Source organism: Geobacter sp., from assembly GCF_027327745.1.
In the GTDB taxonomy this organism is placed as follows: Bacteria; Desulfobacterota; Desulfuromonadia; order Geobacterales; family Geobacteraceae; genus Geobacter.
This window is the reverse complement of record NZ_DAHVYG010000033.1, coordinates 166242-192210: the sequence shown is the minus strand read 5'-3', so window position 1 is coordinate 192210 and position 25969 is coordinate 166242. Positions and strand designations below refer to the sequence as shown.

General features: G+C 57.7%; 26 protein-coding genes and 1 tRNA gene. 23 read left to right on the top strand and 4 right to left on the bottom strand.

Annotation, left to right across the window (positions count from 1 at the left end; genetic code table 11):
- Window positions 1–50: 50 nt before the first annotated feature.
- The 15 genes from M6689_RS07375 to M6689_RS07305 all read left to right on the top strand — a co-directional run bounded on the left by M6689_RS07375 (window position 51) and on the right by M6689_RS07305 (window position 14037).
- The gene (locus M6689_RS07375; RefSeq protein WP_298269699.1) at window positions 51–1142 is read left to right on the top strand and encodes a glycosyltransferase family 4 protein; all 1092 of its coding nucleotides are present in this window, start codon (window positions 51–53) and stop codon (window positions 1140–1142) included.
- A gap of 48 nt (window positions 1143–1190) precedes the next feature.
- Entirely contained in the window at window positions 1191–1919 is a 729-nt protein-coding gene (locus M6689_RS07370; protein ID WP_298269697.1) for a WecB/TagA/CpsF family glycosyltransferase, read from the top strand.
- Window positions 1920–1944: 25 nt separating this feature from the next.
- Window positions 1945–3030, top strand: a complete 1086-nt coding sequence (locus tag M6689_RS07365) for a Gfo/Idh/MocA family oxidoreductase (RefSeq protein ID WP_298269693.1) — start codon at window positions 1945–1947, stop codon at window positions 3028–3030.
- Between the two features lie 71 nt (window positions 3031–3101).
- On the top strand, window positions 3102–3962 hold the full coding sequence (locus M6689_RS07360; RefSeq protein WP_298269689.1) for a hypothetical protein: 861 nt from the start codon (window positions 3102–3104) through the stop codon (window positions 3960–3962).
- 68 nt (window positions 3963–4030) lie between these two features.
- Complete coding sequence (gene wecB, locus M6689_RS07355; protein ID WP_298269686.1) at window positions 4031–5167, top strand: non-hydrolyzing UDP-N-acetylglucosamine 2-epimerase; 1137 nt, start codon at window positions 4031–4033, stop codon at window positions 5165–5167.
- A 45-nt stretch (window positions 5168–5212) separates the two neighbouring features.
- Window positions 5213–6460: a UDP-N-acetyl-D-mannosamine dehydrogenase gene (wecC, locus tag M6689_RS07350; RefSeq protein WP_298269683.1), complete on the top strand. Its 1248-nt coding sequence runs from the start codon at window positions 5213–5215 to the stop codon at window positions 6458–6460.
- 145 nt (window positions 6461–6605) lie between these two features.
- Window positions 6606–7481, top strand: a complete 876-nt coding sequence (locus M6689_RS07345; protein WP_298269680.1) for a DUF3800 domain-containing protein — start codon at window positions 6606–6608, stop codon at window positions 7479–7481.
- Window positions 7482–7898: 417 nt separating this feature from the next.
- Window positions 7899–8126, top strand: coding sequence for a ribbon-helix-helix protein, CopG family (locus M6689_RS07340; RefSeq protein ID WP_298269677.1), 228 nt, complete (start codon window positions 7899–7901; stop codon window positions 8124–8126).
- Window position 8127: 1 nt separating this feature from the next.
- A complete protein-coding gene (locus M6689_RS07335; RefSeq protein ID WP_298269675.1) occupies window positions 8128–8403 on the top strand; it encodes a type II toxin-antitoxin system RelE/ParE family toxin in 276 nt (91 codons plus the stop codon).
- 220 nt (window positions 8404–8623) lie between these two features.
- Window positions 8624–8857 carry a hypothetical protein gene (locus tag M6689_RS16265; RefSeq protein WP_366949735.1) on the top strand — a complete coding sequence of 78 codons (234 nt, stop codon included), beginning with the start codon at window positions 8624–8626 and terminating at the stop codon, window positions 8855–8857.
- Between the two features lie 85 nt (window positions 8858–8942).
- Complete coding sequence (locus tag M6689_RS07325) at window positions 8943–10355, top strand: sugar transferase (protein WP_298269673.1); 1413 nt, start codon at window positions 8943–8945, stop codon at window positions 10353–10355.
- 98 nt (window positions 10356–10453) lie between these two features.
- On the top strand, window positions 10454–11623 hold the full coding sequence (locus M6689_RS07320; RefSeq protein WP_298269671.1) for an outer membrane beta-barrel protein: 1170 nt from the start codon (window positions 10454–10456) through the stop codon (window positions 11621–11623).
- 25 nt (window positions 11624–11648) lie between these two features.
- Entirely contained in the window at window positions 11649–12209 is a 561-nt protein-coding gene (locus tag M6689_RS07315; RefSeq protein ID WP_298269668.1) for a cysteine hydrolase family protein, read from the top strand.
- 275 nt (window positions 12210–12484) lie between these two features.
- Window positions 12485–12730, top strand: coding sequence for a helix-turn-helix domain-containing protein (locus M6689_RS07310; protein ID WP_298269665.1), 246 nt, complete (start codon window positions 12485–12487; stop codon window positions 12728–12730).
- 2 nt (window positions 12731–12732) lie between these two features.
- Window positions 12733–14037 (top strand): type II toxin-antitoxin system HipA family toxin, encoded by a 1305-nt coding sequence (locus M6689_RS07305; RefSeq protein WP_298269662.1) that lies wholly within the window; start codon window positions 12733–12735, stop codon window positions 14035–14037.
- Window positions 14038–14183: 146 nt separating this feature from the next.
- Here M6689_RS07305 and M6689_RS07300 read toward each other — a convergent pair.
- A tRNA-Val gene (locus tag M6689_RS07300) sits at window positions 14184–14258 on the bottom strand.
- A gap of 308 nt (window positions 14259–14566) precedes the next feature.
- Here M6689_RS07300 and cobO point away from each other — a divergent pair.
- The 6 genes from cobO (at window position 14567) to M6689_RS07270 (ending at window position 20885) form a co-directional block, all read left to right on the top strand.
- Window positions 14567–15097, top strand: coding sequence for a cob(I)yrinic acid a,c-diamide adenosyltransferase (cobO, locus tag M6689_RS07295; protein ID WP_298269659.1), 531 nt, complete (start codon window positions 14567–14569; stop codon window positions 15095–15097).
- 21 nt (window positions 15098–15118) lie between these two features.
- Window positions 15119–15523 (top strand): cobalamin B12-binding domain-containing protein, encoded by a 405-nt coding sequence (locus tag M6689_RS07290; protein ID WP_298269657.1) that lies wholly within the window; start codon window positions 15119–15121, stop codon window positions 15521–15523.
- 77 nt (window positions 15524–15600) lie between these two features.
- Entirely contained in the window at window positions 15601–16563 is a 963-nt protein-coding gene (gene meaB, locus M6689_RS07285; protein WP_298269655.1) for a methylmalonyl Co-A mutase-associated GTPase MeaB, read from the top strand.
- A gap of 86 nt (window positions 16564–16649) precedes the next feature.
- Entirely contained in the window at window positions 16650–17516 is an 867-nt protein-coding gene (locus M6689_RS07280) for a L,D-transpeptidase (RefSeq protein ID WP_298269653.1), read from the top strand.
- Window positions 17517–17572: 56 nt separating this feature from the next.
- Window positions 17573–20215, top strand: coding sequence for an A-adding tRNA nucleotidyltransferase (locus tag M6689_RS07275; RefSeq protein WP_298269651.1), 2643 nt, complete (start codon window positions 17573–17575; stop codon window positions 20213–20215).
- Between the two features lie 274 nt (window positions 20216–20489).
- The gene (locus M6689_RS07270) at window positions 20490–20885 is read left to right on the top strand and encodes a hypothetical protein (protein WP_298269648.1); all 396 of its coding nucleotides are present in this window, start codon (window positions 20490–20492) and stop codon (window positions 20883–20885) included.
- Window positions 20886–20961: 76 nt separating this feature from the next.
- Here M6689_RS07270 and bioA read toward each other — a convergent pair whose 3' ends face one another.
- Genes bioA through bioB form a run of 3 tightly spaced genes read right to left on the bottom strand, consistent with a single transcriptional unit; the run spans window position 20962 to window position 24029 of the window.
- The gene (gene bioA, locus M6689_RS07265) at window positions 20962–22332 is read right to left on the bottom strand and encodes an adenosylmethionine--8-amino-7-oxononanoate transaminase (protein WP_298269647.1); all 1371 of its coding nucleotides are present in this window, start codon (window positions 22330–22332) and stop codon (window positions 20962–20964) included.
- Window positions 22319–23047, bottom strand: coding sequence for a dethiobiotin synthase (gene bioD / locus M6689_RS07260; protein WP_298269644.1), 729 nt, complete (start codon window positions 23045–23047; stop codon window positions 22319–22321). The genes bioA and bioD overlap by 14 nt, the downstream gene beginning before the upstream one ends.
- Window positions 23040–24029: a biotin synthase BioB gene (gene bioB / locus M6689_RS07255; RefSeq protein WP_298269642.1), complete on the bottom strand. Its 990-nt coding sequence runs from the start codon at window positions 24027–24029 to the stop codon at window positions 23040–23042. The genes bioD and bioB overlap by 8 nt, the downstream gene beginning before the upstream one ends.
- A 260-nt stretch (window positions 24030–24289) precedes the next feature.
- On the opposite strand from bioB, the gene rimP reads away from it, so the two are divergent.
- Both rimP and nusA read left to right on the top strand, forming a co-directional pair.
- Complete coding sequence (rimP, locus tag M6689_RS07250) at window positions 24290–24769, top strand: ribosome maturation factor RimP (protein WP_298269640.1); 480 nt, start codon at window positions 24290–24292, stop codon at window positions 24767–24769.
- Window positions 24770–24808: 39 nt separating this feature from the next.
- Window positions 24809–25969 (top strand): transcription termination factor NusA, encoded by a 1161-nt coding sequence (gene nusA / locus M6689_RS07245; protein WP_298269637.1) that lies wholly within the window; start codon window positions 24809–24811, stop codon window positions 25967–25969.

The following is a 25969-nucleotide window of genomic DNA, read 5'->3' as shown; positions in this document are numbered from 1 at the left end:
AAATTATTCTACGATCGTTGCGACCAGTGATTTTTATATTTGATAGAGTAATGCACTATCATAAAGAGATGTTGCAGCGTCTGGATGATATTCTTCCCGCATATGGGTATGAATTGGTAATTGTATCCGGACGTGAAAAACAAACAACCCGTGGTCGGGTTGCTTTGAATGAGAAAATAGTTCGCCGTCAAATTGAGTTCGATTTAACCGAAATTCCAGTTTTTAGTTTTACGTTTAGGTATCAGCATGGTGTAACTAAGATAGTCAAGAAGCTTCGGCCAGCAGTTGTTATAACAATGTGCCATTCTGGCACATTTTCCGAATGGCAGATACTAAAACTTAAAAACCGTATCAATTTCAAAGTCATAGCGTGGCAATGCGGCTACGAATACAACCCTAGCCGCCTGAAGCGCTGGATTCTAAGCAAGTTTGTTCCTTGTTTTGATCATCATTTGGCATATCATACCAATGCCAAACATTATGCAATTGCACACGGTGCACGGCCCGATCAAGTTACCGTAATGCATAATACCATCAATGAGTCAGCTATTGAATGTTTATCTAAAGAAACGGCACACAGCCTACTGGAACAATGTTACACAAAATTGAAAGGCAAAAAAATTGTTCTCTATGTAGGTGCCGTTCTTGAGGAGAAACGACTTGAAGTTGTTTTCGAGGCACTCGACATTCTAGCGGATCCTGATCTCATGTTTGTCCTGGTGGGAGATGGTCCGCATTTAGATTCAATTCAACAGAAATTCGGACAGCGAGAAGACCTGGTCATCACTGGTCGGGTAGTAGACGGTGTTGGTCCATACTTTGACGCCGCTGACGTTTTCATCTTGCCAGGTACGGGGGGGCTGGCAATTAACGAGGCTATGGCTCACGGTGTAGCGGTAATTTCAGGATATGCTGACGGAAGTGCTGATGATCTGGTTGTGGACGGGAAGAATGGATTTCGCCTGCGGAATGGGAATGCCGATGAGATTGCGACATGCCTTCGCAATATCCTATCTGATCCTGCAGTTTCCAGACAAATGGGCGAAGCAGGATATGAAATGATTAGAGGCAACTTGTCATTCGAATGTTTTATAGATCGGGTAGTTGGCGTTCTTACAGCAAGTACGAATAGAGGAGCGTAGCTCAAGATGATTTGTAACAGGGAGAGTATTAAGGGGATACCGGTTTCAATGGATTCCCCTCAATTTGTCCTCGAAGGAATAGAACGGCGAATCCAAGAGAAAATCCCCGGTGGATATATTTCCATCACCAATACGGAATCGATGTATCACGCTTTGAGGAAACCAGATCATATGGCTTATGTTCAGGAGGCTGATTTCTCACTATGTGATGGAGTCGGGGTAATCGCAGCAGGCTATTTTTGGGGATTGAACATCAAACGCTATAATGGCCCAATTTTACTGCTTGATTGCAGCCGTTATGGCCAATCTCGTGGTTGGAGGCATTTTTTTTATGGTGGCAAAGAAGGGGTTGCAAACCTGATGGCGGAAAGGCTTAGAGAGCAATTTCCACAACTAAATGTCGTTGGTACTTATTGCCCTCCATTCCGTGAACTAACACCGGAAGAAGATGAGGAAATAGTAGAGATGATCAATGCAACTAAACCGGACATAGTCTGGGTTGGGCTTGGACTCTTAAAGCAAGAGGCATGGATTGCCGCTCACCTGAATCGTGTTAACGCGCCTTGGATGGTAGGGGTTGGGGCGGCGTTCGACTATCACTCCGGCGCCGTCCCCTGGGCTCCGGCGTGGATACGAACACTCGGTATGGAATGGCTTTTCCGTCTTGTTATTCAGCCGAAATTACGAGCTAAGCGCTATTGGTGGTCATTGGTCTTTGTTCTCGAAGCCGCTGCCGCAGGATTTATTCGCCCTCTAAAATCTTTTGCAAACAAATAATCATTTTTTGGGATTGGAGGTAGAGATGGTTCGTTTGGCCGTTATTGGCCTTGGCAAGATGGGGCTGTCCCATCACGCCATGATCAACGCACATCCCTTGGTTAAAGTTGTGGCAGTTTGCGACTCAGCAAGCTACGTGCTCGATGTGCTCAACAAATACACCGGAGTGAATACTTATACAGATTACGAAGCGATGTTGCGAGAGGTTGAATTAGATGCCGTAATCATCGCCACACCTTCAAGTTCTCACGCAAGAATGGTCAATAGGGCGCTTGAATGCGGCTTGCACGTATTTTGTGAAAAACCCTTTTGTCTGGACACCAGAGACGGAGAGTCGGCCGCTAAACTTGCGCGAGAGAAAGGCTTGGTGAATCAGGTTGGCTACCACTACCGCTTTGTCGGTGCATTCCAGGAAGTGAAGCGGCTTCTGGATGCCGGTGCAATCGGGGAGGTCACTCACGTTTTGGCGGAAGCCTACGGACCGGTAGTATTGCGACCGAAGGGGTCGACATGGCGCACTCAGCGGCAGGAAGGTGGGGGGTGCTTGTATGATTATGCGGCACACCCGATTAACCTGGTCAACTGGTATTTTGGAATGCCGGTGGGCGTGGGGGGTACGGTGCTGAACAGCATTTTTTCAAAAGAAACAGACGATGAAGTGTTCAGTACCCTCTACTTTGCAAATGGCATGAGCTCACAACTTTCGGTGAACTGGAGTGATGAATCTTATCGAAAGATGAGCACCAAAATAACTATCTGGGGGAAGGGGGGGCGTATTTACGCAGATCGCCAAGAGTGCCAGGCATATTTGCGTGACACAACTAACGTTCCATCTGGCTACCAGCAAGGGTGGAATGTTCGCTATACAACAGATTTAACTGATCCGGTCTGGTTCTATATCCGCGGCGAAGAGTATTCAGCCCAACTGGATTACTTCGTGCGATGCATTGAAGAAAAAAGAGCGGAGAACGTGAATTCCTTTGTGGATGCGGTGGCAACAGACAAGGTGATTTCCATGATGATCGCCGATGCTGAGAAAGGCGCGGCGGTTACGTCAGATGATGCTTTGCCTGCGGCAGCGAAACGCAAGAAGCGTTTTCTTTTCGGCTGAAAGGACGAGAAACTGGAGAAGTGAGCAGGAAGAAGTGCGAAGAAATATGGACCCTGAGGAGGGGCTTTTCAATGGATCGTTTGCTGTTTGGTGACAATCAGTTTTTCGGCGTTAACCATATGTCAGAGGAAAAAGCGCGAACTCAAGCAATGCGTTTTCAGGATACTCAGTCAATCATTGACGTTCTGGATACAGCTTATGACGAGGGCGTTAGAACCTTCATGTGTACGACTCACGACCGGATCGCATTGATATGTGATCATATGCGGAATAATCCTGAACGATACAAAGATTTCTTGTTTTATCCATGCATGCCCTATGCGCATAAGTATGCCAATGCAATGACGGATCATGGCATGCTCGGAGCAATCAAGCGCTTCCTTCCGGACGAGGGTTTGCTCGATACCGCGTTAAGGGGGGGGATGTCCCTTGCCAAAAAGGACATTGAGGGGATAACCACCTTGTTGGTGGATGCAGAAATGAAAATGTTCAAGGGGCTGAAGACCCCAGTCATTTTTCTCCAGAACGTAGTCGTAGACCTGCTGCTAGGCCTAAATTTCAAGGAAGCGTTCCGAATCTTCGCCAACCACGTGAAGGCCCGTTACAATGCCGAGCCAGGATTTATCACCATGAACATGCCCAGATTGCTTGATGTGCTGGAGGAATTGGGAATAGAAAATCCTATCGTTTGCTCGAACATTAACAAGATCGGTTTCCGCATGTGCGGAGGTTTCGATGCTTATGAACGCTCTCTGAAAGAAAAGAAATTCCGAGCCATAGCAATGTCTGTATTTGCATCTGGAGCTATCTCAGCGGATGAAGCCATTGAATGGATCTGTCAGCAGCCAAACATCGAGTCCATCGTATTTGGCGCTTCGAGCAGGGGAAACATTTTCAATACCAAGCAGCTCGTGGATAAGTATTGGAATTAGTTAGCTGAATTGAATGCTGAAATTGACAAATGTACGGTAGATTTTTTTCACAAAGGTAATAAGTTCTGATGCTAAGAGTTCTCTCCGTTTTCGGCACCCGCCCCGAAGCTATCAAAATGGCACCTGTGGTAAAGGAGTTGGAGAAGCGTCCGGAGGCATTCAAAAGCGTCGTCTGCGTGACCGCCCAGCATCGCCAGATGCTCGATCAGGTGCTCAACCTGTTTGACATAAAACCGGACTACGACCTGGACATCATGCGCCCTGGCCAGGATCTCTTCGACATCACCTGCAACGTCCTGCAGGGACTGAAGCAGGTACTTGAAAAAGAGCGCCCTGATATCGTGCTGGTCCATGGCGACACCTCCACCACCATGGCCGCGTCCATTGCCGCCTACTACTGCCGGATCAGGGTCGGGCACGTGGAGGCGGGGCTCCGTACTCACAACAAGTTTTCTCCATTTCCTGAGGAGATTAACCGTCGTGTAACCGGAGCATTGACAGATCTGCACTTTGCCCCGACCGAGGCGTCTCGCAGGAATCTTCTGAGAGAGGGTGTCGCGGATGAAACCATTTCCGTGACCGGAAACACCGTGGTGGACGCACTTCTGGCTGTTGCTGACCAAGTTAATACCAATTCCGCTATTTCTACCCAGTTCGCATCAGACTTCTCGTTCCTCGATCATCGCAAAAGACTCATACTCGTCACAGGACACCGCCGCGAAAACTTCGGGGCTGGTTTTGAGAATATCTGCTATGCCCTTGCCGACGTTGCCAGGAGTAACGCGGACGTCGAGATTCTTTATCCGGTTCATCTCAATCCCAATGTGCAGGAACCGGTACGACGGATTCTCGGTAACGGGAAGATCAGTAACGTCCACCTGATTGAGCCTGTCGACTACCTCCCCTTTGTCTATCTCATGAACCGTTCTCATTTGATCATCACCGATTCAGGCGGCGTCCAGGAAGAGGCCCCCTCGCTCGGGAAGCCCGTTCTCGTCATGCGTGACACAACGGAGAGACCGGAAGCCGTAGAGGCCGGCACCGTCAAGCTGGTGGGAACGGACAGGGCGGCGATCGTTAAGGAGACAAATGTTCTTCTGGATGATGCTATGGCCTATGAAGCGATGTCGAAAGCGCACAATCCCTACGGCGACGGCAATGCTGCCGCCAGGATATGCGAGGCTCTGATGATGGCTAGCTGCTAGCGGCTGGCTGCTGTTTTGAATTCATGTACTCATGGAGGGCTTAACGTGAACAAGCAGAGGCAAAAGATCGTTGTTGTCGGTCTCGGATATATCGGGCTTCCCACCGCATCCATGCTGGCTACCAAAGGGCACCAGGTGCTGGGAGTCGACGTCAATGAAGCCGCGGTCAATACCATCAACGAGGGAAACATCCATATTGTCGAGCCGGACCTGGATATCCTCGTCCGTTCGGCGGTGAACAGCGGAAATCTGAAAGCATCCCTCACCCCTGAGGAGTCTGACACGTTCATTCTGGCTGTGCCGACACCGTTCATGGCGGTTGATGGTAATCCAAAGGCACCGGATATCAGCTATGTGGAAGCAGCAACCCGGGCTATTGCCCCGTTCCTCAAAGCCGGCAATCTGATTATTCTCGAATCCACCTCGCCTGTTGGCACAACAGAAAGAATCGGCGCAATCGTAGCAGAACACCGTCCAGACCTCACGACCAGCAGCCAGCCACTAGCTGCCAGCAGCCAGATTTTCATCGCCCACTGCCCCGAGCGGGTGCTCCCCGGCCACATCATCCGCGAACTGGTGGACAACGACCGGATCATCGGCGGGATTGACAAGGCTTCGGCGGAGAAAGCGCGAGAGCTGTACAAGACTTTCTGCAACGGCAACATTTTCCTGACCGACAGCAGGACCGCGGAAATGGCCAAGCTGGTGGAAAACTCGTTCCGCGACGTGAACATAGCCTACGCCAACGAGTTGTCGATAATCTGTGATCGGCTGGGAATCAACGTCTGGGAGTTGATCGAACTGGCGAACAAACACCCCCGCGTCAATATTCTGCAGCCAGGTCCCGGCGTGGGCGGACACTGCATAGCCGTCGATCCATGGTTCATCGTTGCCGCGGCGCCGCAGGAGGCCCGCCTGATCCGTGCTGCCCGTGAAGTGAATGACCATAAGCCGCACTGGGTGCTGAACAGGGTGCGGGCGCGGGCAGAACGCTTCAAAAATCCGGTCATAGGCTGTTTGGGTCTCGCCTTCAAGGCGAACATCGACGATCTGCGTGAGTCTCCGGCAATGGAGATAACCCGCGAGTTGATTGCTTCAGAACTGGGGCAGGTCATGGCCTGTGAGCCGAATGTGGTCAACGGTTTTGACGAATTCCCCCTCTACGATCTGTCTTCTGTGCTGAAGGAAGCCGATATCCTTCTGGTACTGGTGGATCATGATGAGTTCAAGGAGATTGACCGGGAGTTGCTGAAAGAAAAGGTGCTGATTGATACAAGGGGGGTGTGGAGGTAGTTCTGGAGTCCGCGTAATTCGCCGAGCAGACGCTGAAAGTGTATGAGAAGGCGGTGAAGGGGGTTTGAGTTTTGAGTTTTGAGTTACAAGCTCAGAACTCGGATCGGTTTTGCCGGGTTTTGCGGGTATTTGAAAGAGTACACACATGGCATATTTTCTGTTTATCGACGAGAGCGGGCAGGACCATAAGGATTCTCCCTATGAGGTGTTGACTGGCATCGCCATTAAGGATTCAACACTGTGGAACTTGATCCGGGCGATTCAGGAAGCCGAAATCCGACATTTCGGCATACGTTACAGCCAGGGCACAAGGGAGCTGAAGGGGAAGAAGCTCCTCAAGAAAAAGGCATTCGCCCATGCCGCCATGTTACCGCCGATTCCAGGTGAGGAAAGAACTCTGTTGGCAAAGAGCTGTCTGGAAAACGGACCCGCTGCTGGAAAGCGGGAGATGGCGGCCCTGGCCCAGGCAAAGCTTGCCTATGTGAAGGAAGTGTTCGAGATATGCGCCCGCCATGAATGCCGGGTCTTCGCCAGTATCGTTGCAGATAAGGAGCATTGCGACCATAACGCTGAGTATCTGAGGAAAGATTATTCGTATCTTTTTGAACGTTTCTTCTATTTTCTGGAGGATGTGGATTCATCAGCTTCTGGAATCGTCGTCTTTGATGAGTTGGAGAAAAGCAAGAGCCATATCCTGCTAGGACAGATGGACAGGTATTTCAAGCTGACGGCGAAGGGACGCAGAAGAGCGGAACAGATTATCCCGGAACCCTTTTTCGTCCATAGCGATCTGACCACGGGAATCCAGGTGGCTGATCTGGCCGCCTACATAATCTCATGGGGCTTTCGGACGAAGAACCTTACAGAACCGAGACGAGAGGAATTGGGTGTGTTTGTGGACACCATCAGCCGGCTCAGGCACCAGGCGGAACGGAGCGTGGAAGGTATAAAGGGTTTCAAGATCCGGAGCTTCGGGGTGATCAAAGATTTACGAAGCGGGAAGCAGGCCGGAAGAGGCTAGGTGGAAAAGCAAAAAGGCAATGCAATGCCGAAGCATCACAAAGCCTCCATAACAAATACTACTGATCTGCCCTGAATTGTCAAACATATTTTGGGAGACGGTCTTGTGGGAACCATCGCCGAGCAGACGCCAACTTAGCACACCTATCCTGTCGAATTTGCGAATATATCACGCGACGGATCTTAAGGGGACATCTACCTGTTCTCTTTCGAAGGCGGGGCAACCCGCCTCTTTTGACTTAATAATGTTTATCGCTTGACAAAACTTATTGATGTCGCTTCTTTTGAGCCCGTCAGATTGTGCCTGACTCCGCGCCTTTGCGATTAATGCGTCCAACTCGGGCAGAGACGGTGGCACAATAGGAATGGTTGATCGAGTGGAACACAAGTGGTACACTTTGTTCGGGGAGGAATGACCATGCCAGCAAAAAACCCGAGAATTAACGTTGTCCTTGAAAAGCCCCTGTACAACGCGATCCAGGACCTTGCCGAAGACGAAGGCGTTTCCATGTCGATGCTGATGCGGGACCTTGTCAAGGAAGCCCTTGAGCTCCGGGAGGACAGAGCGTTGGCGGCTTTTGCGACGGAACGGGAGAAAGATTTCGACCGCCGCAAGGGTCTCAGCCACAAAGACGTCTGGGGATAGCATGCCTTTTTCGGTCATCTATCATCCAGATGTGAAAGAGCACGATATTGCGAAGCTCAATGCCGATGTCCGGGACAGGATCAGGAAGGCGATCGAGACCCGCCTCATGATCGCCCCCCATGAGTATGGCGAGCCCCTGCGGAAAACCCTCAGGGGATACTGGAAAATGCGGGTCGGCGATTACCGGGTTGTTTTCAGGGTTGACGGAGAGGAAATCCTCATCCTCGGTATCTGCCACCGCAAGGAAGTCTATCCGATGATGGAAAAACGGCACTGAGGGAGGGGTCCTCTTCTTTGATCGCGGAGGATACTATCCCGGCCGGCGGTCCCTCGAAAGGCTGGGGTTCGTTGCTGCCGTAGGTTTCCGGGGAGGGGCCGATTCGGGCCGTCTTCTGGAGAGTCTGGTTGCCATCGAACTGGCCCGGCGGGGGCGGGAGTTTTATACCTACAAGGAACCGGGCGGCAGGGAAGTGGATTTTGTCGTCAGGGATGGTGGCGTGACCACCGATCTGATCCAGGTCTGTTATGACATGACCGATCCGAAGACCAGGAAGCGCGAGTTGACCGCTCTGCTGCGTGCCGCTGAGGAACTGGCCTGCGAAAATCTGTTTGTGCTTACCTGGGAGGAAGAGGGCGACACCGTCGTTCAGGGAAAAGCCGTCAGGTTATTGCCGGCGTGGAAGTGGTTGACAGCACCACAGAGGCATAACCCCACCCCCGCCTCCCCTTAAAATTTCACCCCCTCTTGGGTTAAGAGGGGGCCGGGGGGGAGTTACGATCCCCTTAATCCAAGGGGGGGAGTGACAGGAGTACACCATGCTCAAGGAACAGAACAGATTCATCCATAAGATCGCCATCTGTCTTGACGCAATCATCATCGGCATCTCTTATCTGATCGCCACCAACGTTGTGCGCGTTGAAGAGTCCGACGGGCTGTACACCGTGCCGTCCTTCGACGACTACCTCCCGTTCCTGGCCCTGCTCATCCCGCTCTGGATCATTGTCCTCAAGTGGTTCGGGGTCTACGGCTCGATGCGGGAGAAGAGCATCTGGCAGGTCTTCTGGACCATCTTCGAGGCGTCGCTGGTCGCCACCCTGGTTTTCTCCGCCGCGGCGTTTTTCCTTGAGCTCGACATCCTGAGGCGGACCTTCGTCATGGCGTTTTTCGGAGCGGCGGTGCTCCTCCTGGCGGCGGAGAAGTTTCTGGTGCTCCAGTTCCTGCGGAGCGCCCGGCGCAAGGGGCTCAACTTCCGGGTGGTGCTCATCGTCGGCTCGGGGCCACGGGCCCGGGAGTTCGCCGAAGTGATCGAGTCCCACCCCGAGTGGGGGCAGAAGATCCTCGGCTTCATCGACGAGGAAGAGATGCGCGGCATGGCCGTGGGGAAGGGGAAGGTGATCGGCACCTTCGACGACATGCCCCGCATCCTGGAGGAGCACGTGGTGGACGAGGTGCTCTTCCTCATGCCGCGCAAGTGGCTGTCGCGGCTGGAGGAGTACGTGCGGGTCTGCGAGAAGATCGGGGTGAAGGCGACCATCGCGGTCGATTTCTTCGATACCGCCATCGCCAAGCCGGTGGTGAAGGAGGTGGAGGGGTGGCCGCTCCTCACCTTCGATACGACCCCCCAGGATTTCTTCTCCCTGTCGCTCAAGCGGGTCCTCGACGTCATGGGGTCGGCCGCGGGGCTCATCGTCCTCTCCCCCCTCTTTCTTCTCATCGCGCTGGCGATCAAGCTCGCCTCGCCCGGGCCGGTCTTCTTCAGCCAGGTCCGGAGCGGCCTGCGGGGAAGACCGTTCCGGATCCTCAAGTTCCGGACGATGATCGTGAACGCCGAGGCGAAGCTGAAGGAGCTGCAACGGTTGAACGAGCTGGAGGGGCCGGTCTTCAAGATCCGCAACGACCCGCGGATCACCTGGATCGGGCGGCTGCTGCGCAAGACGAGCCTCGACGAGCTGCCGCAGCTGATCAACGTCCTGAAGGGAGACATGTCGCTCGTGGGGCCGCGGCCGCCGCTCCCCTCCGAGGTGGAGCGCTACGAGCGGTGGCAGCGCCGGCGCCTCAGCATGCGCCCGGGGATCACCTGCATCCACGAGGTGGTGGCCCGCAACAACAAGGATTTCAACGTCTGGATGAAGATGGATCTGGAGTATATCGACAACTGGCACTTCGGCCTCGATCTCAAGCTCATCGCCCGGACCGTGCTGGCGGTGGTGAAGGGGACGGGATGTTGAGGCTAGGGATTCGGGACTCGGGACTCGGGATTTAAACTCAAAACCCAAAACGCAAAACTTACAATCTCATGAAATTCCCTTCAAAAACAATCTTTCTGTTGACCTTGGTAACGGTGGCGGTTCCGGCTCGGGCCGCCTTCCTCGGCGATACCCTGAAGCCGTTTGCGTCGGTGACGGAGATGTACGACAGCAACATCTTCCGGGTGCGGGACCGGGCAGAGCTGAAGAGTCTGGTCGGCGAGGAGCGGCTTGGCGATTTCATCACCGTGGCGAGCATCGGGACCGGGGTCCGGTACCGGCTGAGCCGGCAGGAGCTGGATCTGCTGGTGCGGCGCGATTTCATCCGCTACGGCAACTATTCGGACCAGGATGTGGACCGGGACGAGGCCAATGGCGCCGTGACGCTGGCGCTGCTGGATGCGCTGCGGGTCAGGATCGACGGGTCGTACGCGAAGACCCCCGAGGCGCGGACCGACTACCGGAGCGCCGCGGTGAACAGGCGCCGGGAGATGGCGGCGGGGGTTTCTGTGGGATACGTGATGACCTCGGGGCTCGGCTTCGAGGCGGCGTACCGGCGTCTGACCGTGGATTACTCGCTTCCCCAGTACCGCACGAGCGAGTACTACATCGACCGCTATGCCGGTACGGTCTCGTACCGGATTTCGCCCGAGGCGCGGCTCTATGCCACCTACCAGCGGGACGAGAGGGAGTACGACCAGGCTCTCGTCCTCGGCCCGACGGCCGTGAACAACAGCAACAGCGCCGATTCGATCCGGGTGGGACTGGACAAGACCTTCAGTCCGCGGACGGCGGTTTCCTGCTACGTCGGCTACCTCAACCGCCGCCACAAGGCGTCGTCGGCCCGGGACTTCAGCGGCGTGATCGGGAAGGTGGCGGCATCCTACGCCCTCACCGCGAAGCTCGGGTTCCTCCTGAACTGGGAGCGCCAGCTCTACGAGGAGACCTACGCCGACCGGATCTACAGCGTTACCGACACCATCGGCGCCGGCTTTGCCTATCAGTTCACCCCGAAGGTGAAGGGGACGGTCTTCGACCGTCTGTCGTGGAAGGATTTCCGGGATGTTCCCGGTTCCGGCGTGGCGCCGCGGAGCGACTTCACCCAGGAGCTGAACGCCGGCGTGGAGTGGACGCCCCTTACCCGGCTTACCGTCTCGGCCGGCTATCAGTATGCCCGGCGGAGCTCCGACGATCCCTCGTTCGACTACAGCGACCATGTGGCGACGGCGACGGTGGCGTATCGTTTCTAGTTCAACCGCGCGAGGAGGTTCGAAAATGAGCACAGCCCTGTTAATTATCGACATTCAGAACGACTATTTCCCCGGCGGCAAGATGGAACTGGTTGGCAGTATCCAGGCAGCATCCGCGGCGGGAAGGCTGCTTGCGGCATTCCGGCGGGAACGGTGGCCGGTGTTCCACATTCAGCACATCGCCAACCGGCCGGGAGCGACCTTTTTTCTGCCCGGCACCACGGGAGCCGAGATTCATGAGCGAGTACGCCCGCTGCCTGCGGAACCCGTCGTCGTCAAGCACTATCCAAACAGCTTCCGGGAGACGGACCTCCTGGAACGCCTCAGGTCAGGGGGGATCACAAGCCTCCTTGTCTGCGGCATGATGAGCCACATGTGCGTGGACGCCACCGTGAGGGGGGCCTTCGACCTGGGCTTCACCTGTATCCTGGCCCACGACGCCTGCGCCACCAGAGAACTCGCCTTCAACGGGGTCACGGTCCCCGCTCCCCAGGTCCACGCCTCGTACATGGCGGCGCTGGGAGCGGTCTACGCCCAAGTGAAGGGGGTCGATGAGGTTTTGGATAACATTGCGGCCAACCTGTGACGGCGTGGAGGAGATCCCAAGGCCGGGCTTGAGATGTGATTGAAAACAAATGCAGGTGAAGACAACAAAAAACGGGAGGTCTCCGGCGTTCACTTGAGCAAGACCATCCGCTACTCTAACCTCTTCGACCTGGAACTGCGAAGAGGATTGAGTTACGGGAGGTTTGTTCAAAAGAAAACGAGTTGAAAATATTTCTTATATACAATAACGAAGAAATATATTAAATAGACATTAAAGTTAAAATATCGGCATCAGGCAATAATTCGAGGCTGTTTATGTTCAGGCTCATCACATCAGCCCAATCCCTGGGCGCTATTCTCAGGGATGAGAGAAAAAAACAGGGGTTAACCCAGGTCGCCCTGGGGAAAATGACAGGGGTGAACCAGACCACCATTTCCATGATCGAGAAGGGTAAGCCGTCGGTGCAGTTGCAGACGGTTCTTCTTCTCTTTGCGGCCCTCAATCTGAATATCCTGGTCGGCCCACGGGAGCAGGGGCAACCGGCAGAGGATAGGTGGTAATCGTGGCAAGGCCCAGAACCCGCATCCCTCTCATTGTTTACATCAACGGCGAGAAGGTCGGTACTCTCTCCTTTTCATCAACGGGCAAAATACAGCTTGCCTATGCCCCTTCCTGGCTCGAATCTGAAAACAGCCGGCCTCTGTCCCTGTCGCTCCCTCTCAGCTACCACCCTCTGCACGGCACAGCGGTTGAGCATTTCTTCGACAACCTGCTACCGGACAATGACGCCATACGAAAGCGGATTCAGACAAGGTTCGGCGCTGCCAGCGACCGATGCTTCGACCTGTTGTGGCACATCGGGCGGGATTGTGTCGGCGCTGTCCAACTCCTGCCGGAAACTGAAGAGCCGCCCGGTATCATGACCATAACGGCGGAGCCGCTTACTGATGCCGAGATCGCCGAGACCCTCAGAAACTATCAAACAATGCCGCTGGGGATGCAAAGAAGCTCCGATTTCCGCATCTCGATTGCCGGTGCCCAGGAAAAAACCGCTCTTCTGCTGCACGGTGATCGCTGGTGCCGACCACACGGTGTTACGCCGACAACCCATATCTTCAAGCTGCCGATTGGGCAGACACCCCGGATCGATCTCTCCGACAGCGTCGAAAACGAATGGCTGTGTCACCGTATCCTGATGGAATACGGCATGCCGGTAGCAAACGCCGAAATCCGCACCTTCGAGGATGTCAAGACCCTCGTGGTGGAGCGGTTTGACCGCCGGATGTCAAAGGACGGCACCTGGATCATCCGCCTGCCGATGGAGGATATGTGCCAGGCCCTGGGAGTCCCGCCGGTGTTCAAGTATGAAGAGGATGGCGGACCGGGCATCCGCAGGATCATGGATCTGCTGCTCGGCTCCGAGAATGCCGCAGCTGACCGGCGTCTGTTCATGAAAGCGCAGCTCCTGTTCTGGCTGCTGGGGGCCATTGACGGCCATGGGAAGAATTTCAGCATCTACCTGCTGCCGCGTGGTGCCTATCGCATGACGCCGCTCTATGACGTCATGTCCGCCTGGCCCCTCGTGGCGAGAAAAGAACTCCACACGAAGCAGATGAAAATGGCCATGTCCGCGGACGGGAAAAACAAGCACTATTACTGGGGTGAAATCCAGAAGCGTCACTGGGAGAGTATGGCCCGCAAGGTCCGTTTCCCTGAGGAAGAGTTGGCCGGCATTACCAGGGAACTGCTTGATCCGATGGATGACATCATCAACCGTGTCGCATCGTCTCTGCCGGCCGGTTTCCCGGCTGCGGTCGCCGAACAGGTATTCATCGGCATGCGGGCTGCGAAATCGAAGCTTGTGTAGGTACCTTCAGGCTTGACTAATACGTACGGGAATCGTTTGTGATGCGTGGTTTTTGGGACTGGATTGTTCAGGTGGTAGCGTTGTAACTAACTTAAATTGCAATAAAAAAACCGACCAAGTTTCTCGACTTGGCCGGTCGTGTTTTCTGGTGGGCGATGTAGGGTTCGAACCTACGACCCCTGCCGTGTGAAGGCAGTGCTCTCCCGCTGAGCTAATCGCCCGCAATGTGGAGACTCTAAATATCAAAAGCGGCTGGTTGTGTCAAGCATTCATTTGTCACAGGCGATGGGGGATGCGGCAAGTGGGTATTTAAGTAGCAATAAACAACGTTATAAATCCGTGAATACGGCTTGACAGCCTGTCGGATCAGTTGTTATAGTCCCGGCACAATTTTTACCGAGGCTAAAACGAGAGCCGGTTTGGCAACCGGATCAAAGAGCTGTTCGATCCGGGTTGTACCGGGTATCATGTTTATAGAAATGTGTATGCCGCCACATCGTTGGGAACGGCAGGGTTGCGGGGAGACGAGATGAAGCTCGATCAGGGACTCATCCAGGTGTACACGGGGAACGGGAAGGGCAAGACCACTGCGGCCCTGGGTCTTGCCTTCCGGGCGGTGGGGCGCGGCCTCAAGGTCGTCATGATCCAGTTCATGAAGGGGGGCGGCCCTTACGGGGAGCACGCCGCAGCGGCCCGCCTCGCGCCCGATCTGACGATTATCCAGACCGGGCGCCCCGGCTGGGTCAACCGGGAGAATCCCGACCCGGAGGATGTCCGGCTTGCGCGCGCCGCCCTCGATACGGCCCGCGAGACGATGTCGAGCGGCGGGTACGACCTCGTCATTCTGGATGAAGTGAACGGAGCGGTTTCGTTCGGCCTGTTGACCGTCGAGGAGGTCCTGGAGTTCATGGCCGCCAAGCCTGCGCAGGTCGAGCTGGTCCTTACCGGACGCAACGTGGACGAGCGGGTGATCGCTGCGGCGGACCTGGTGACCGAAATGCGCGAAATCAAACACTATTATCGGGCCGGGGTGCCGGCACGGGTTGGAATAGAGAAGTGAACACGAGCCAAGGAGAGTGCCATGACTGAAAGAACGCTGCGTATTCTCGTCGGGAAGCCGGGTCTGGACGGCCACGACCGTGGGGCCAAGATCATCGCCCGGGCCTTCCGTGACGCCGGTTTCGAAGTTGTCTACACGGGGCTCCACCAGACCCCGGAGCAGATCGTTTCGGCAGCCATCCAGGAGGATGTGGATGCGGTGGGGCTTTCGATCCTCTCCGGTGCCCACAATTCGCTCCTGCCGAGGGTTTGCGAGCTCCTCAGGGAGAAGTCGGCGGACGACATCGTCGTGTTCGGCGGCGGCGTGATTCCCGAGGACGATATCCCCGGGCTCAAGGCCGCCGGGATCAAGGAGGTTTTTACGCCGGGGACCTCCACCGAGCATATCGTCGGGTGGATTCGCGAGCACGTGACACCGAGGGGGTAGCGGTGTGCGGCCGGGAGGCCCTGCAGAACGACGGTCCGGTAGTGGCGAAGCTCCAAATCTCTTGAAGGAACCCGAGCATGTCTTTGGCAGACAGAATACTTGATGGCGATATCCGTGCCGCCGCACGCCTCATGAGGGATCTCGACGACGGCTTTCGAAGCGCCGCCGATGAGATGAAAAAGCTCTACCCCCTGACGGGGAGGGCTTTCATTCTCGGGATCACCGGACCTCCGGGGGCCGGAAAGTCGACCCTCGTGGACCAGCTCACCGCCGCGTACCGCCAGCGGGACAAGCGCGTGGGGGTGGTGGCGATCGATCCGACCAGCCCTTTTACCGGCGGGGCGATCCTGGGGGACCGGATCAGGATGAACCGCCATGCCGACGACCCGGATGTGTTCATCAGGAGCCTTGCCACCCGCGGTCACATGGGAGGGCTTTCCCGCTCCACCGGCGATGTGGTGAACGTCATGGACGCCATGGGGATGGATGTCGTGATCATCGAGACGGTGGGGGTGGGACAGGACGAAATCGACATCGTCAGGATGGCCCATACGACGGTGGTAGTGTCGGTGCCGGGGCTCGGCGACGATATCCAGGCGATCAAGGCGGGTGTCCTGGAGATCGGCGATGTTTTTGTCGTGAACAAGGCAGACCGGGACGGGGCGGACCGTACCGCACGGGAGCTTTCCGTCATGCTGGAGATGAAACAGACCAAACCGGACGACTGGCAGCCGAAGGTGCTGCTGACCGAGGCAAGTCGTAACCGCGGCATCGAGGAGATGGTGGTGGAGATCGAGAATCACCGCCGGTATCTCGTCGACTCGGGGGCTTTTGAGCGGATCTGCGAGGAGCGAAGCGTGCGGCACTTCATGGATCTCCTCAAGGAAAGGCTTTTTGCCGAGGTCTATGGCCACATTCGGGTGAACGGGCGGTTCAGGGAGATCGTCGAGGAGATGACGTCGCGCCGGACCGATCCCTACAGTGCCGTGGAGCGCATCATCGCCGAGCGGTTCGGGGAGGGACGTACTTCCATCTCTTGACCGCGGTAGACAAAAGTGCTACGGTGCGGGCATATTTTTTTAATGGGGCTTTCGCCCCATTCTTTTTTTGCCACAGGACAGAACCCATGATCCGCAGTTTGGCGCCTTTCATTGCCCTCATCGTTTTTTCCGCCATCGTTGTCAATGAACCGACCTCCATCTCGGTGCCGGGAGCCTCTCCCGCCGACAGGGCCAGGGAAGACCTCACACGCATCGACTACCCGAGCCAGCGCAACGTCAGATGGTCTCCGCATTTCATCAGGCCCGACGAAACCCTCGAATCGCTCTTCGGGCCCGACTGGGTGACCGTGGCCCGCTTCAACCGGATCGACCGGCGGCATACCTATCCCGGCATGACCCTCAAGGTGCCGGACGACCTGACGGCTGCCAGCGATTACACGCCGCTTCCCCGGGAGTACGAGCCCGCGAAGCATTACGAGAAGTACATCCTCATCAGCCTGACCGAACAGTGGATCGGAGCTTATGAGAACGGGAAGCTCAGGTTCTCCATGCCGGCGGCCACCGGCGGCGTGGGACACGAAACCCCCACCGGCCTCTTCCGGATCGATGCCCGCCACCGGACCCACACGTCGTCGCTCTACAAGACCGAAGACCAGACCGCCCAGTACCCGATGGACTTCGCGATGCGTTTCCATGTGGGGCAGGACAATGTGGCCTACTGGATGCACGCGCGGGACCTCCCGGGGCGTCCCGCCTCCCACGGCTGCGTGGGGCTCTTCGACGAGCCGATGCAGAAGCGGATGTACGGCATTCCGGAAAAACCGGTGCTGCAGGACGCGAAAAAGCTCTACGACTGGGCCGTGGGGGAGGACGAATACGAGGACGACACCGGTGATCTGGAGCTGCTGGAAGATGGACCGGTGGTGGAGGTGGTCGGCTCCAATCCGGTATATCTCTCCGAACCGCTCAAGCCCCTCATTGCATCCCGCTAGCGGCGAAAATCCCGCTTGCACTTTACTTTTGCCGCTCCTGCGGCACACTCTCTCCCATGGATGTCATCACCACCCACGTGAACGCCGACTTCGACTGCCTCGGCGCTATGGTTGCGGCGAAGCGGCTCTACCCCGATGCCCTCATGGTCTTTTCCGGCTCCCAGGAGAAGAGCATGAGGGATTTCTTCCTCAAGTCCCCCGGTTACGTTCCCTCCCTCACCCGGTTGAAGGAGGTGGATTTCGAGCAGATCACCCGTCTCATCCTTGTCGATTGCCAGCACTCATCCCGCATCGGCCGCTTTGCCGAGTTGCTGGGTCGTGCCGGCGTCGAGGTCCATATCTACGACCACCACCCCGGCGCCTCGGGGGACATCAGGCCGAGCGGCGGCGCGATCCGCGACTGCGGATCCTCCACCTCCATCCTGGCGCTGATTCTGAAGGAGAGGGGGGCCGAAGTGACGCCGGTCGAGGCGACGCTCATGATGCTCGGCATCTACGAGGATACCGGCAACCTCACCTTTCCCTCCACAACGACCGATGACTATGCCGCCGCGGCCTGGCTCCTGGAGCAGGGGGCGAACCTGAACATCGTTGCCGATTTCGTCACCCAGGAACTGACCGCCGAGCAGGTTTCGCTGCTCAACGACCTGATCAAGTCGCTGCGGACCGTCAGCGTGAACGGCGTGGATGTCGCCATTGCCCACGCGTCTCTCGACTACTACGTGGGGGACATTGCCGTGCTGGCCCACATGATGCGCGACATGGAGAACCTTGAGGCGCTCTTTGTGGTGGTGGGGATGGGAGAGCGGGTCTACATCGTGGCCCGCAGCCGCATCTCCGAGGTGGATGTGGGTGCGATCCTGCGGGAATTCGGTGGTGGAGGCCATGCCACCGCGGCTGCGGCGACGGTACGGGGGGAGACCGTGATCCAGGTGCTGGGGCGACTGAACCGTCTTCTCCCGGAGCGGGTGAACCCCAAGCGGACCGCCGCCGATCTGATGTCGTCCCCGGTGATGACCATGCCGGTCGGCACCACGCTCGCCGAGGCGCGGGAATACCTCACCCGGTACAACGTGAACGCCATGCCGGTCATGGACGGCGAACGGATGGAGGGGATCATCTCCCGCCGGATCGTGGAAAAGGCCCTCTACCACGGACTGGGCGATTTGTCGGTCAGCGAATACATGCACACGGAGTATCTGCGTGCCGAGCCCTCCACGCCGATCGCAGCGCTGCAGGAGTACATCGTCGTGCAGCACCGGCGGCTCGTCCCGGTCTTCGAGAAGGAGCGTCTCGTCGGCGTCATAACCCGCACCGATCTGCTGCGCTATATGTATGCCGGGGTGCAGCGAACCGCCGAGGCGGTCTATGACCTGGCCCGGGAGAATCCCCCCGTGCGCCGGCGCGAGGTGCTGCACCTGATGAACAAAGGGCTCCCGGCGCGGGTGCTGTCCCTTTTGCGGGATCTCGGCAGGGTGGGGGACGAGCTGGAGCTCCCCCTCTATGCCGTCGGCGGCTTCGTGCGGGATCTCCTCCTCGGCAACAAGAACGACGACATCGACGTTTCGGTGGAGGGGGACGGGATCCTCTTTGCCGAGACCTTCGCGTCCCGCATGGGCTGCCGGGTGAAGAGCCACGATAAATTCGGCACCGCCGTCATCGTCCTTCCCGACGGGTTCAAGGTGGATGTGGCGAGCACGAGGCTCGAGTATTACGCCACGCCGGGCGCTCTTCCGACGGTGGAGCGCTCCTCGCTCAAGATGGACCTCTACCGGCGGGACTTCACCATCAACACCCTCGCCATCCGGCTGAACGGCGTCGATTTCGGGCTGCTCCTCGACTACTTCGGCGCCTACCGTGATCTTCAAGAGAAGTCGATACGGGTCCTGCACAACCTCTCCTTTGTGGAGGATCCGACGCGCGTTTTTCGGGCGATCCGCTTCGAACAGCGCCTCGGTTTCCAGATCTCCCGTCATACCGAAAATCTCGTCAAGAACGCCGTCAAGATGGGGTTTCTGGAGAAACTCGGCGGGAAGAGGCTGTTAAACGAACTGGTGGCGATCCTGAGGGAACGGGAGCCGGTCCGGGCGATCCTCCGGATGTCGGGACTGGGGCTCCTGAGGTTCATCCATCCCGACATCGCCCTCGGGGAAGATAACCTGCGGATCCTCGACGAGGTGAAGAAGGTGATCTCCTGGTTCGATCTTCTCTACCTCGGCGAGACTATCGAGACCTGGGTGGTCTACTTCCTGGCCCTCACCTCTTCCCTTTCCGGCGACTCCTTCCGGGGTACCTGCACGCGGCTCTCGGTCTCGGAGCATTACCGCGAGCGGCTCATCGAGATGCGTCTCCAGGGCGAGCAGGTGCTGGAGCTGATGGAGCGGAAGGCGGCGCGGGGCGAGGAGGTGCGGCGTAGCGACATCTTCTTCTGGCTCCGGGGCCTTACGACCGAGGTCCTCCTCTACATCATGGCGAAAACGGGCCGGGAAGAGGTGCGGAAGTTCGTTTCGCTCTACGTGACCCATCTGCGTGGCGTGACCACTGCCATTACGGGGGACGACTTGCGGGAGTTGGGGCTTCCCTCCGGGCCCCGCTATCGGGAGATCCTCGACCTCGTTCTTACTGCCCGGCTGAACGATGAAGCGGCGACCCGCGACGACGAGCTCCGGATTGCCGTCAGGGCAATGGCGGCTGTGTAGCAAATATGCAAATCCCGCCGCATTGCCTGCCAATGTGCCGGAATCCCGTGCAAAAAAGGTGTGGTGCTCTCCGGCTTCAGGGATGCCGTCTCGAAAATCTGTTGCGCGATTGCAACGCCCGTTCTCCCGTCAGCCGGGTCTCAGTGGGGGAAGGCACCCGCTTTACGCGCGTGATTTCCGCCTCTTGTGCGGATATCTCCCTGGTGCCGGCAGTTGGCCCGTTCATTGCTAATGTTTGGGGAATCCAGTGAAATCGACAAGTGAGGGGTATCCAATGACACACACCGTACGCACCGTTATCTTTTGCGCCCTGATCGCCCTGACGCTGGCGGTCTCCTCCGTTCCCTGCCACGCCGATGAGGGAGGATTCGAAACCGTCTTCAGAAATGCCCTCTACGGCGGGCTGGCGGGGGCACTGGTGGGCGGGGCCTTGCTGGCGTTCACCCACCGGCCGGCCGATCACCTCGATTACGTCGGTTACGGGGCGGCAGGGGGGATCCTGGCCGGTGCCGTTTACGGTACCGCGAAGGCGGCAACGGCACTGGCGGAGGTGGAGAACGGCAAGGTGAGGCTGGCGGTGCCGACCGTCATCCCGGATTACGTCCCGGCCCGCGGGCACGGCGAAGGCGGGGTGATCGTCTCGGCCCAGGTGCTGCGCGGCAAATTCTGAAAAATTCCCGAAGAATACAGGCGTGAAGAAAGACAAGGGGGATGACGCGGCTGCGGTCATCCCCTTTGTCTTTCGGCTATGCGGAAGGGTGCCCGGTGACGGTCTCGATCGATTTCCCGATCCCGTCCATCAGGAGTTTCAGCTCCTCCAGGGTGCAGGAGAGGGGGGGGAAGACGACGATGACGTTGCCGAGGGGGCGGAGGAAGAGCCCGTGGCGCAGCGCTTCGCGGCAGACCCGCACGCCGACCCGCTCCTCCCACGGGAAAGGCTCTTTGGTCTCTTTGTTTCGGACCAGTTCGATACCGGCTACCATGCCGCACTGGCGGACGTTGCCCACGAAGGGGTGTTGAGCCACTGCTTGAAGTCTGATCGACAAGTAATCGATTTTAGGCGGCAAACTCTCCAGCAACCGCTCGCTCTTGAAGAGATTGAGACTCGCCAGGGCGGCGGCGCAGGCAATCGGGTTTCCGGTGAAGGTGTGGCCGTGGAAGAAGGTCTTCATCTCCCGGTATTCGCCGAGGAAGGCGTCGTAAACCTCCCGGGTGGCAAGGGTGGCCGCCAGCGGCAGGTACCCTGCCGTGATCCCCTTGGAGAGGGCCATGATGTCGGGGGTCACCCCCTCACGTCCGCAGGCGAACATGGTGCCGGTTCGGCCGAACCCCACGGCCACCTCGTCGGCGATCATCAGAATGCCGTGACGGTCGCAGAGCGCGCGCACCGCGCGCACAAAACCCTCCGGCTGGACGATCATGCCGCCGGCTCCCTGGACCAGTGGCTCGATAACGAGGCCGGCCACCTCGTCGGCGTGGGCGGCCATGAGCCGCTCCAGCTCCTGCAGGCAGTGCCGTCGGCAGTTTTCGGGATCGGAATCGCCGAATTCACACCGATAGCAATAGGGTGCCGGCGCCTGGATGGTCGGGAAGAGGAGGGGGCGGAACACCCCGTGGAAGAGGTCGATGCCGCCGACGCTCACGGCGCCGATGGTGTCGCCATGGTAGGCGTTGCTGAAGGAGATGAATTTCGTCTTTTCGGGGCGTCCCCTGTGCTGCCAGTACTGGAAGGCCATCTTGACCCCGATTTCCACCGCAGTGGAACCGTTGTCGGAGTAAAAGACCTTGCAGAGCCCCGGCGGGGCGATGTCGACGAGGCGTTTTGCCAGGATGGCGGCCTTGTCGTTGGCAAGACCGAGCAGGGTCGAGTGCTCGATGAGATCGACCTGGCTCTTGATCGCCTCGTTGATCTCCCGCTTGCAGTGGCCGTGGATGTTGGTCCAGATGGCGGCGACCCCGTCCAGGTACCGGTTGCCGTCGGAGTCGATGATGTACGACCCCTCACCCCGCACGATCACTACCGGAACGTCCCGTTCCCACTCCTTCATCTGCGTGAAGGGGTGCCAGACGTAGTTCCGGTCGTACTCCCGGAGGGTCTTCGTATCAAGGCTGTTCAAGGCCGATCTCCCTGAGAAGGATCTTCGTGGTTGGTTCTCCCGCAAGGCGCACGGCAAGCCGTTCCACCACCTCCCGGTCCGTGCCTTCCGAAAGGCGGGGAAAAACACCGAGAAGCGGCGTTCCGGAGAGCGAATCGATCAGATGCGGGGCGTATTCTTCCGCCATGTCGGGAGGGTCGGGGTAGGAGTTGACGATCACCCCGCGCACGTCGATGCCAAGCTGCTTCGCCGTGTAGCAGGTGAGGACGGTATGGTTGATGGTCCCCAGGTTCGGTCGCGCCACGACCAGCAGGGGGAGTTTCAGTGCCGTGACGAGGTCGGCGACCAGCATCCCGCCGGTGAGCGGCACCATAAGCCCGCCTGCCCCTTCGACGATGACGAAGTCGTGCCGCTGCGCAAGCCGTTCGCAGGCTTCCCGAATCCGCGAGAAGTCGATTTTCACCCCTTCGCGCGCTGCTGCCACCGACGGGGCAATGGGGGTGCGGAGGCGATAGGGAGCGCAGTCGTCGTCGAGGGAGACCCCCGCAGCCCAGGCGAGGAGTTCCGCATCTTCGGAGACAAGCGCTCCGTCGCGCTCGACGCAGCCGCTTGTCACCGGCTTCATCACCCCCACGTTGACGCCACGTCTGTGAAGCAGGCGTGCCAGGGCCGCCGAGACCACGCTCTTGCCGACGCCGGTGTCGGTACCGGTTACGAAGATGGCCCCGCTATTCACAGCACCCCTCCACGGCCAGTTCCAGGTCTTTGAGCATCTGCCAGTCCTGTTCGGGAGGCCTGCCGGTGGTGGTCAGATAATTTCCGATCATGGTCCCGTCGGCGCCGGCCAGGAATATCCACGACTGGAGATCGCGGAGATTGCGCTCGCGGCCGCCGCAGACGGCAATTCTCCTGTCGGGGAGGATAAACCGGTAAAGGGCGATGGTCCGCAGGCATTCAAGGGGGGTGATGTTGTCGGCGCCTGCAAGCCGCGTCCCTTCGATCGGGTTGAGGAAGTTGAGAGGGACGGAGTTTACGTCCAGTTCCCGGAGGGTCAGTGCCATCTCGATCCGCTGATCGACCGACTCTCCAAGGCCGAAGATGCCGCCGCAGCATACCTTGAGCCCGGCGCGGCGCGCCACGCGGACCGTTTCGACATCCTCTTCGTAGTTGTGGGTGGTACAGATTTCGGGGAAAAAGCTTCGGGCCGTTTCAAGGTTGTGGTGATAGGTTTCGACCCCGGCTTCCCTGAGCGCCGCGGCGGTCGGGAAATCGATGATGCCAAGGGAGCAGGCGGGGGCGATTTTCGTCTCCTGCCTGATCCGGCGGACGGCCCGGCAGATACGGTCGAGTTCCTCGCCCTTGTTGATGCCGGTGCCGCTCGTGATGATGCCGAAGCAGCGGGAACCGTTCTTCTCGGCCTCCCGGGCATTGGCGACGATCCTTTCTTCATCCACAAGGGGGTAGACCGGGGTATCGGTGGCGTGATGCGCCGACTGGGCGCAGAATGCGCAGTTCTCGGGACAGCGTCCCGATTTTGCGTTGATGATGGAACAGAGATGGACTGCGGAGCCGAGGAAGTGACTCTTTATCCTGCTCGCGGCGGCAAAAAGCGTGAACAGGTCGTTGCCCGATGCGTTTGCCAGTGCCCGCGCATCCGACTCCTGCACCGGTTTCCCCGCAACGACGCTCTCGGTGAGCGAATCGATGAAATGCCTCATAACGTACCTCCCGGCGCTTTGTCTATCACGGAAAGCGTCCGGTTGTCAACCAGGCCCCGCTGCAAGGTTAACGACTGCGCAACCATCTTGGTGGAAAAATTAATGGCATGGCGGCAATCCAGGGGGAATCCGCAGTTTTTCAGTATGAAAAAAATACTTGCAATTGCCGGGGGTTCATGTTAAACAGCTAGTACAAGTTAATGTTCACTCAAAAGTGAGCTCCTGAGCTCACTTTTTTTGTTTCTGAGGTTTTGTTCCCCATGGCGCATCAGGATGTGGCAACCAGGGTAGCGGGTATTGTCGAGGGGATTGTGGCTCCCCTCGGGATGGAGCTCGTCGATGTCGAGTACAAGCGGGAAGGGCGCCAGATGGTGCTGCGGCTTTTCCTCGACAGGGAGGGTGGGATTACCCTGGACGATTGTGCGGAAGTTAGCCGTGAGCTCTCCGAAATACTCGATGTGGAAGATTTTATCGGTGACCGTTATACGCTCGAAGTCTCGTCGCCGGGACTCAATCGTCCTCTCAGGAAAGAATCGGATTACGACCGTTTTCGGGGGCGCCTGGTGAAGATCAGGACCTTTGAGCTTTTGGCGGACGAGGCGGGGAACCGGCGCAAGACCTTTCTGGGTGATCTCGAAGGGCTCCATGACGGTGTCGTCGTCATTCGCCTGCGCGAAGGACAGATGGCCCGCATACCGCTTGAAAAGATCGCCAAGGCGAATCTGGAATTCGAACTTTAGAAATCAATCGTAACCATAGACTTTTAAGGAGAATCCGAAGTGGAAACGACCTTCAACCTCAAGCACATCATCGACCAGATCGTGAAGGAAAAGGGCATTGACCGTCAGATCGTCGTCGAGGCCCTGGAGCAGGCGGTTCTTACCGCCGCCAACAAGAAGTTTCGAAACACCCGCGATCTGGAGGCGCACTATAACTCCGAGATCGGCGAGGTCGAACTATTTGAATTCGTCACGGTGGTGGACGAGGTGCAGGACTCCTACAAGGAGATCGATCTTGAGGAGGCGAAGGAAATCGACCCCGATGTCGAAGTCGGCGACTCGCTCGGGATGAAGCTCGATGCGAGTGGTTTCACCCGTATCGCCGCACAGACCGCCAAGCAGGTGATCATCCAGAAGGTGCGCGAGGCAGAGCGGGAAACGATTTTCAACGAGTTCAAGGATCGGATCGGGGAGCTAGTCAATGGAGTAGTCCGCCGTTTCGAACGTGGGGATCTGATCATAGACCTCGGACGGGCCGAGGCATTTCTTCCCCAGAAGGAGCAGGCCGCGCGCGAGGTGTACCGTCAGGGGGATCGCGTCAAGGCCCTTATCACCGATATCCGGATGACGCCGAAGGGACCGCAGATCCTCATGTCGAGAACCCATCCCAATGTCCTCGCCAAGCTGTTCGAGGCCGAGGTGCCCGAAATAGCCGAAGGGATTGTGGAGGTCAAGTCGGTGGTCCGCGAGCCGGGGAGCCGCTCCAAGATCGCCGTCTACTCCCATGATTCGGACGTGGATCCGGTCGGCGCCTGCGTAGGCATGCGCGGCTCCCGGGTCCAGAATGTGGTTTCCGAGCTCCGCGGCGAGAAAATCGACATCATCCCCTGGTCCGAGGACCCGGCTCGCTTTGCTTGCAACGCCCTGCAGCCTGCCGTAGTCTCCAAGGTGTATATAGACGAGGAGAATCGTGCCATGGAGATAATAGTTTCCGACGACCAGCTCTCTCTCGCCATCGGCAAGCGCGGACAGAACGTACGGCTCGCCGCGCGCCTCACCGGATGGCGGATAGATATCAAGAGCGAGACCCGCGCCGCGGAGGCCGAACTGCTGGAGTTCTCATCGTACGACGGGACCGCGGAAGAGGCCGCTGAAGCGGAGACCTCCGAAGGTCCGGTGGCGGAACCCGGCGAGGCGCCGGTCGAGCAGATCGAAGAGTAG

What these genes read in the sequence shown, in the direction of transcription:
- M6689_RS07270 (WP_298269648.1), top strand. Translation starts at nt 20,490, where the DNA reads ATGACACACACCGTACGCACCGTTATCTTTTGCGCCCTGATCGCCCTG.
- M6689_RS07365 (WP_298269693.1), top strand. Translation starts at nt 1,945, where the DNA reads ATGGTTCGTTTGGCCGTTATTGGCCTTGGCAAGATGGGGCTGTCCCAT.
- M6689_RS07370 (WP_298269697.1), top strand. Translation starts at nt 1,191, where the DNA reads ATGGATTCCCCTCAATTTGTCCTCGAAGGAATAGAACGGCGAATCCAA.
- M6689_RS07360 (WP_298269689.1), top strand. Translation starts at nt 3,102, where the DNA reads ATGGATCGTTTGCTGTTTGGTGACAATCAGTTTTTCGGCGTTAACCAT.
- M6689_RS07345 (WP_298269680.1), top strand. Translation starts at nt 6,606, where the DNA reads ATGGCATATTTTCTGTTTATCGACGAGAGCGGGCAGGACCATAAGGAT.
- bioB (WP_298269642.1), bottom strand. Translation starts at nt 24,029, where the DNA reads ATGAGGCATTTCATCGATTCGCTCACCGAGAGCGTCGTTGCGGGGAAA.
- M6689_RS07375 (WP_298269699.1), top strand. Translation starts at nt 51, where the DNA reads ATGCACTATCATAAAGAGATGTTGCAGCGTCTGGATGATATTCTTCCC.
- meaB (WP_298269655.1), top strand. Translation starts at nt 15,601, where the DNA reads ATGTCTTTGGCAGACAGAATACTTGATGGCGATATCCGTGCCGCCGCA.
- wecB (WP_298269686.1), top strand. Translation starts at nt 4,031, where the DNA reads ATGCTAAGAGTTCTCTCCGTTTTCGGCACCCGCCCCGAAGCTATCAAA.
- M6689_RS07280 (WP_298269653.1), top strand. Translation starts at nt 16,650, where the DNA reads ATGATCCGCAGTTTGGCGCCTTTCATTGCCCTCATCGTTTTTTCCGCC.
- M6689_RS07315 (WP_298269668.1), top strand. Translation starts at nt 11,649, where the DNA reads ATGAGCACAGCCCTGTTAATTATCGACATTCAGAACGACTATTTCCCC.
- M6689_RS07325 (WP_298269673.1), top strand. Translation starts at nt 8,943, where the DNA reads ATGCTCAAGGAACAGAACAGATTCATCCATAAGATCGCCATCTGTCTT.
- M6689_RS07310 (WP_298269665.1), top strand. Translation starts at nt 12,485, where the DNA reads ATGTTCAGGCTCATCACATCAGCCCAATCCCTGGGCGCTATTCTCAGG.
- cobO (WP_298269659.1), top strand. Translation starts at nt 14,567, where the DNA reads ATGAAGCTCGATCAGGGACTCATCCAGGTGTACACGGGGAACGGGAAG.
- M6689_RS07275 (WP_298269651.1), top strand. Translation starts at nt 17,573, where the DNA reads ATGGATGTCATCACCACCCACGTGAACGCCGACTTCGACTGCCTCGGC.
- rimP (WP_298269640.1), top strand. Translation starts at nt 24,290, where the DNA reads ATGGCGCATCAGGATGTGGCAACCAGGGTAGCGGGTATTGTCGAGGGG.
- M6689_RS07340 (WP_298269677.1), top strand. Translation starts at nt 7,899, where the DNA reads ATGCCAGCAAAAAACCCGAGAATTAACGTTGTCCTTGAAAAGCCCCTG.
- M6689_RS07290 (WP_298269657.1), top strand. Translation starts at nt 15,119, where the DNA reads ATGACTGAAAGAACGCTGCGTATTCTCGTCGGGAAGCCGGGTCTGGAC.
- M6689_RS07335 (WP_298269675.1), top strand. Translation starts at nt 8,128, where the DNA reads ATGCCTTTTTCGGTCATCTATCATCCAGATGTGAAAGAGCACGATATT.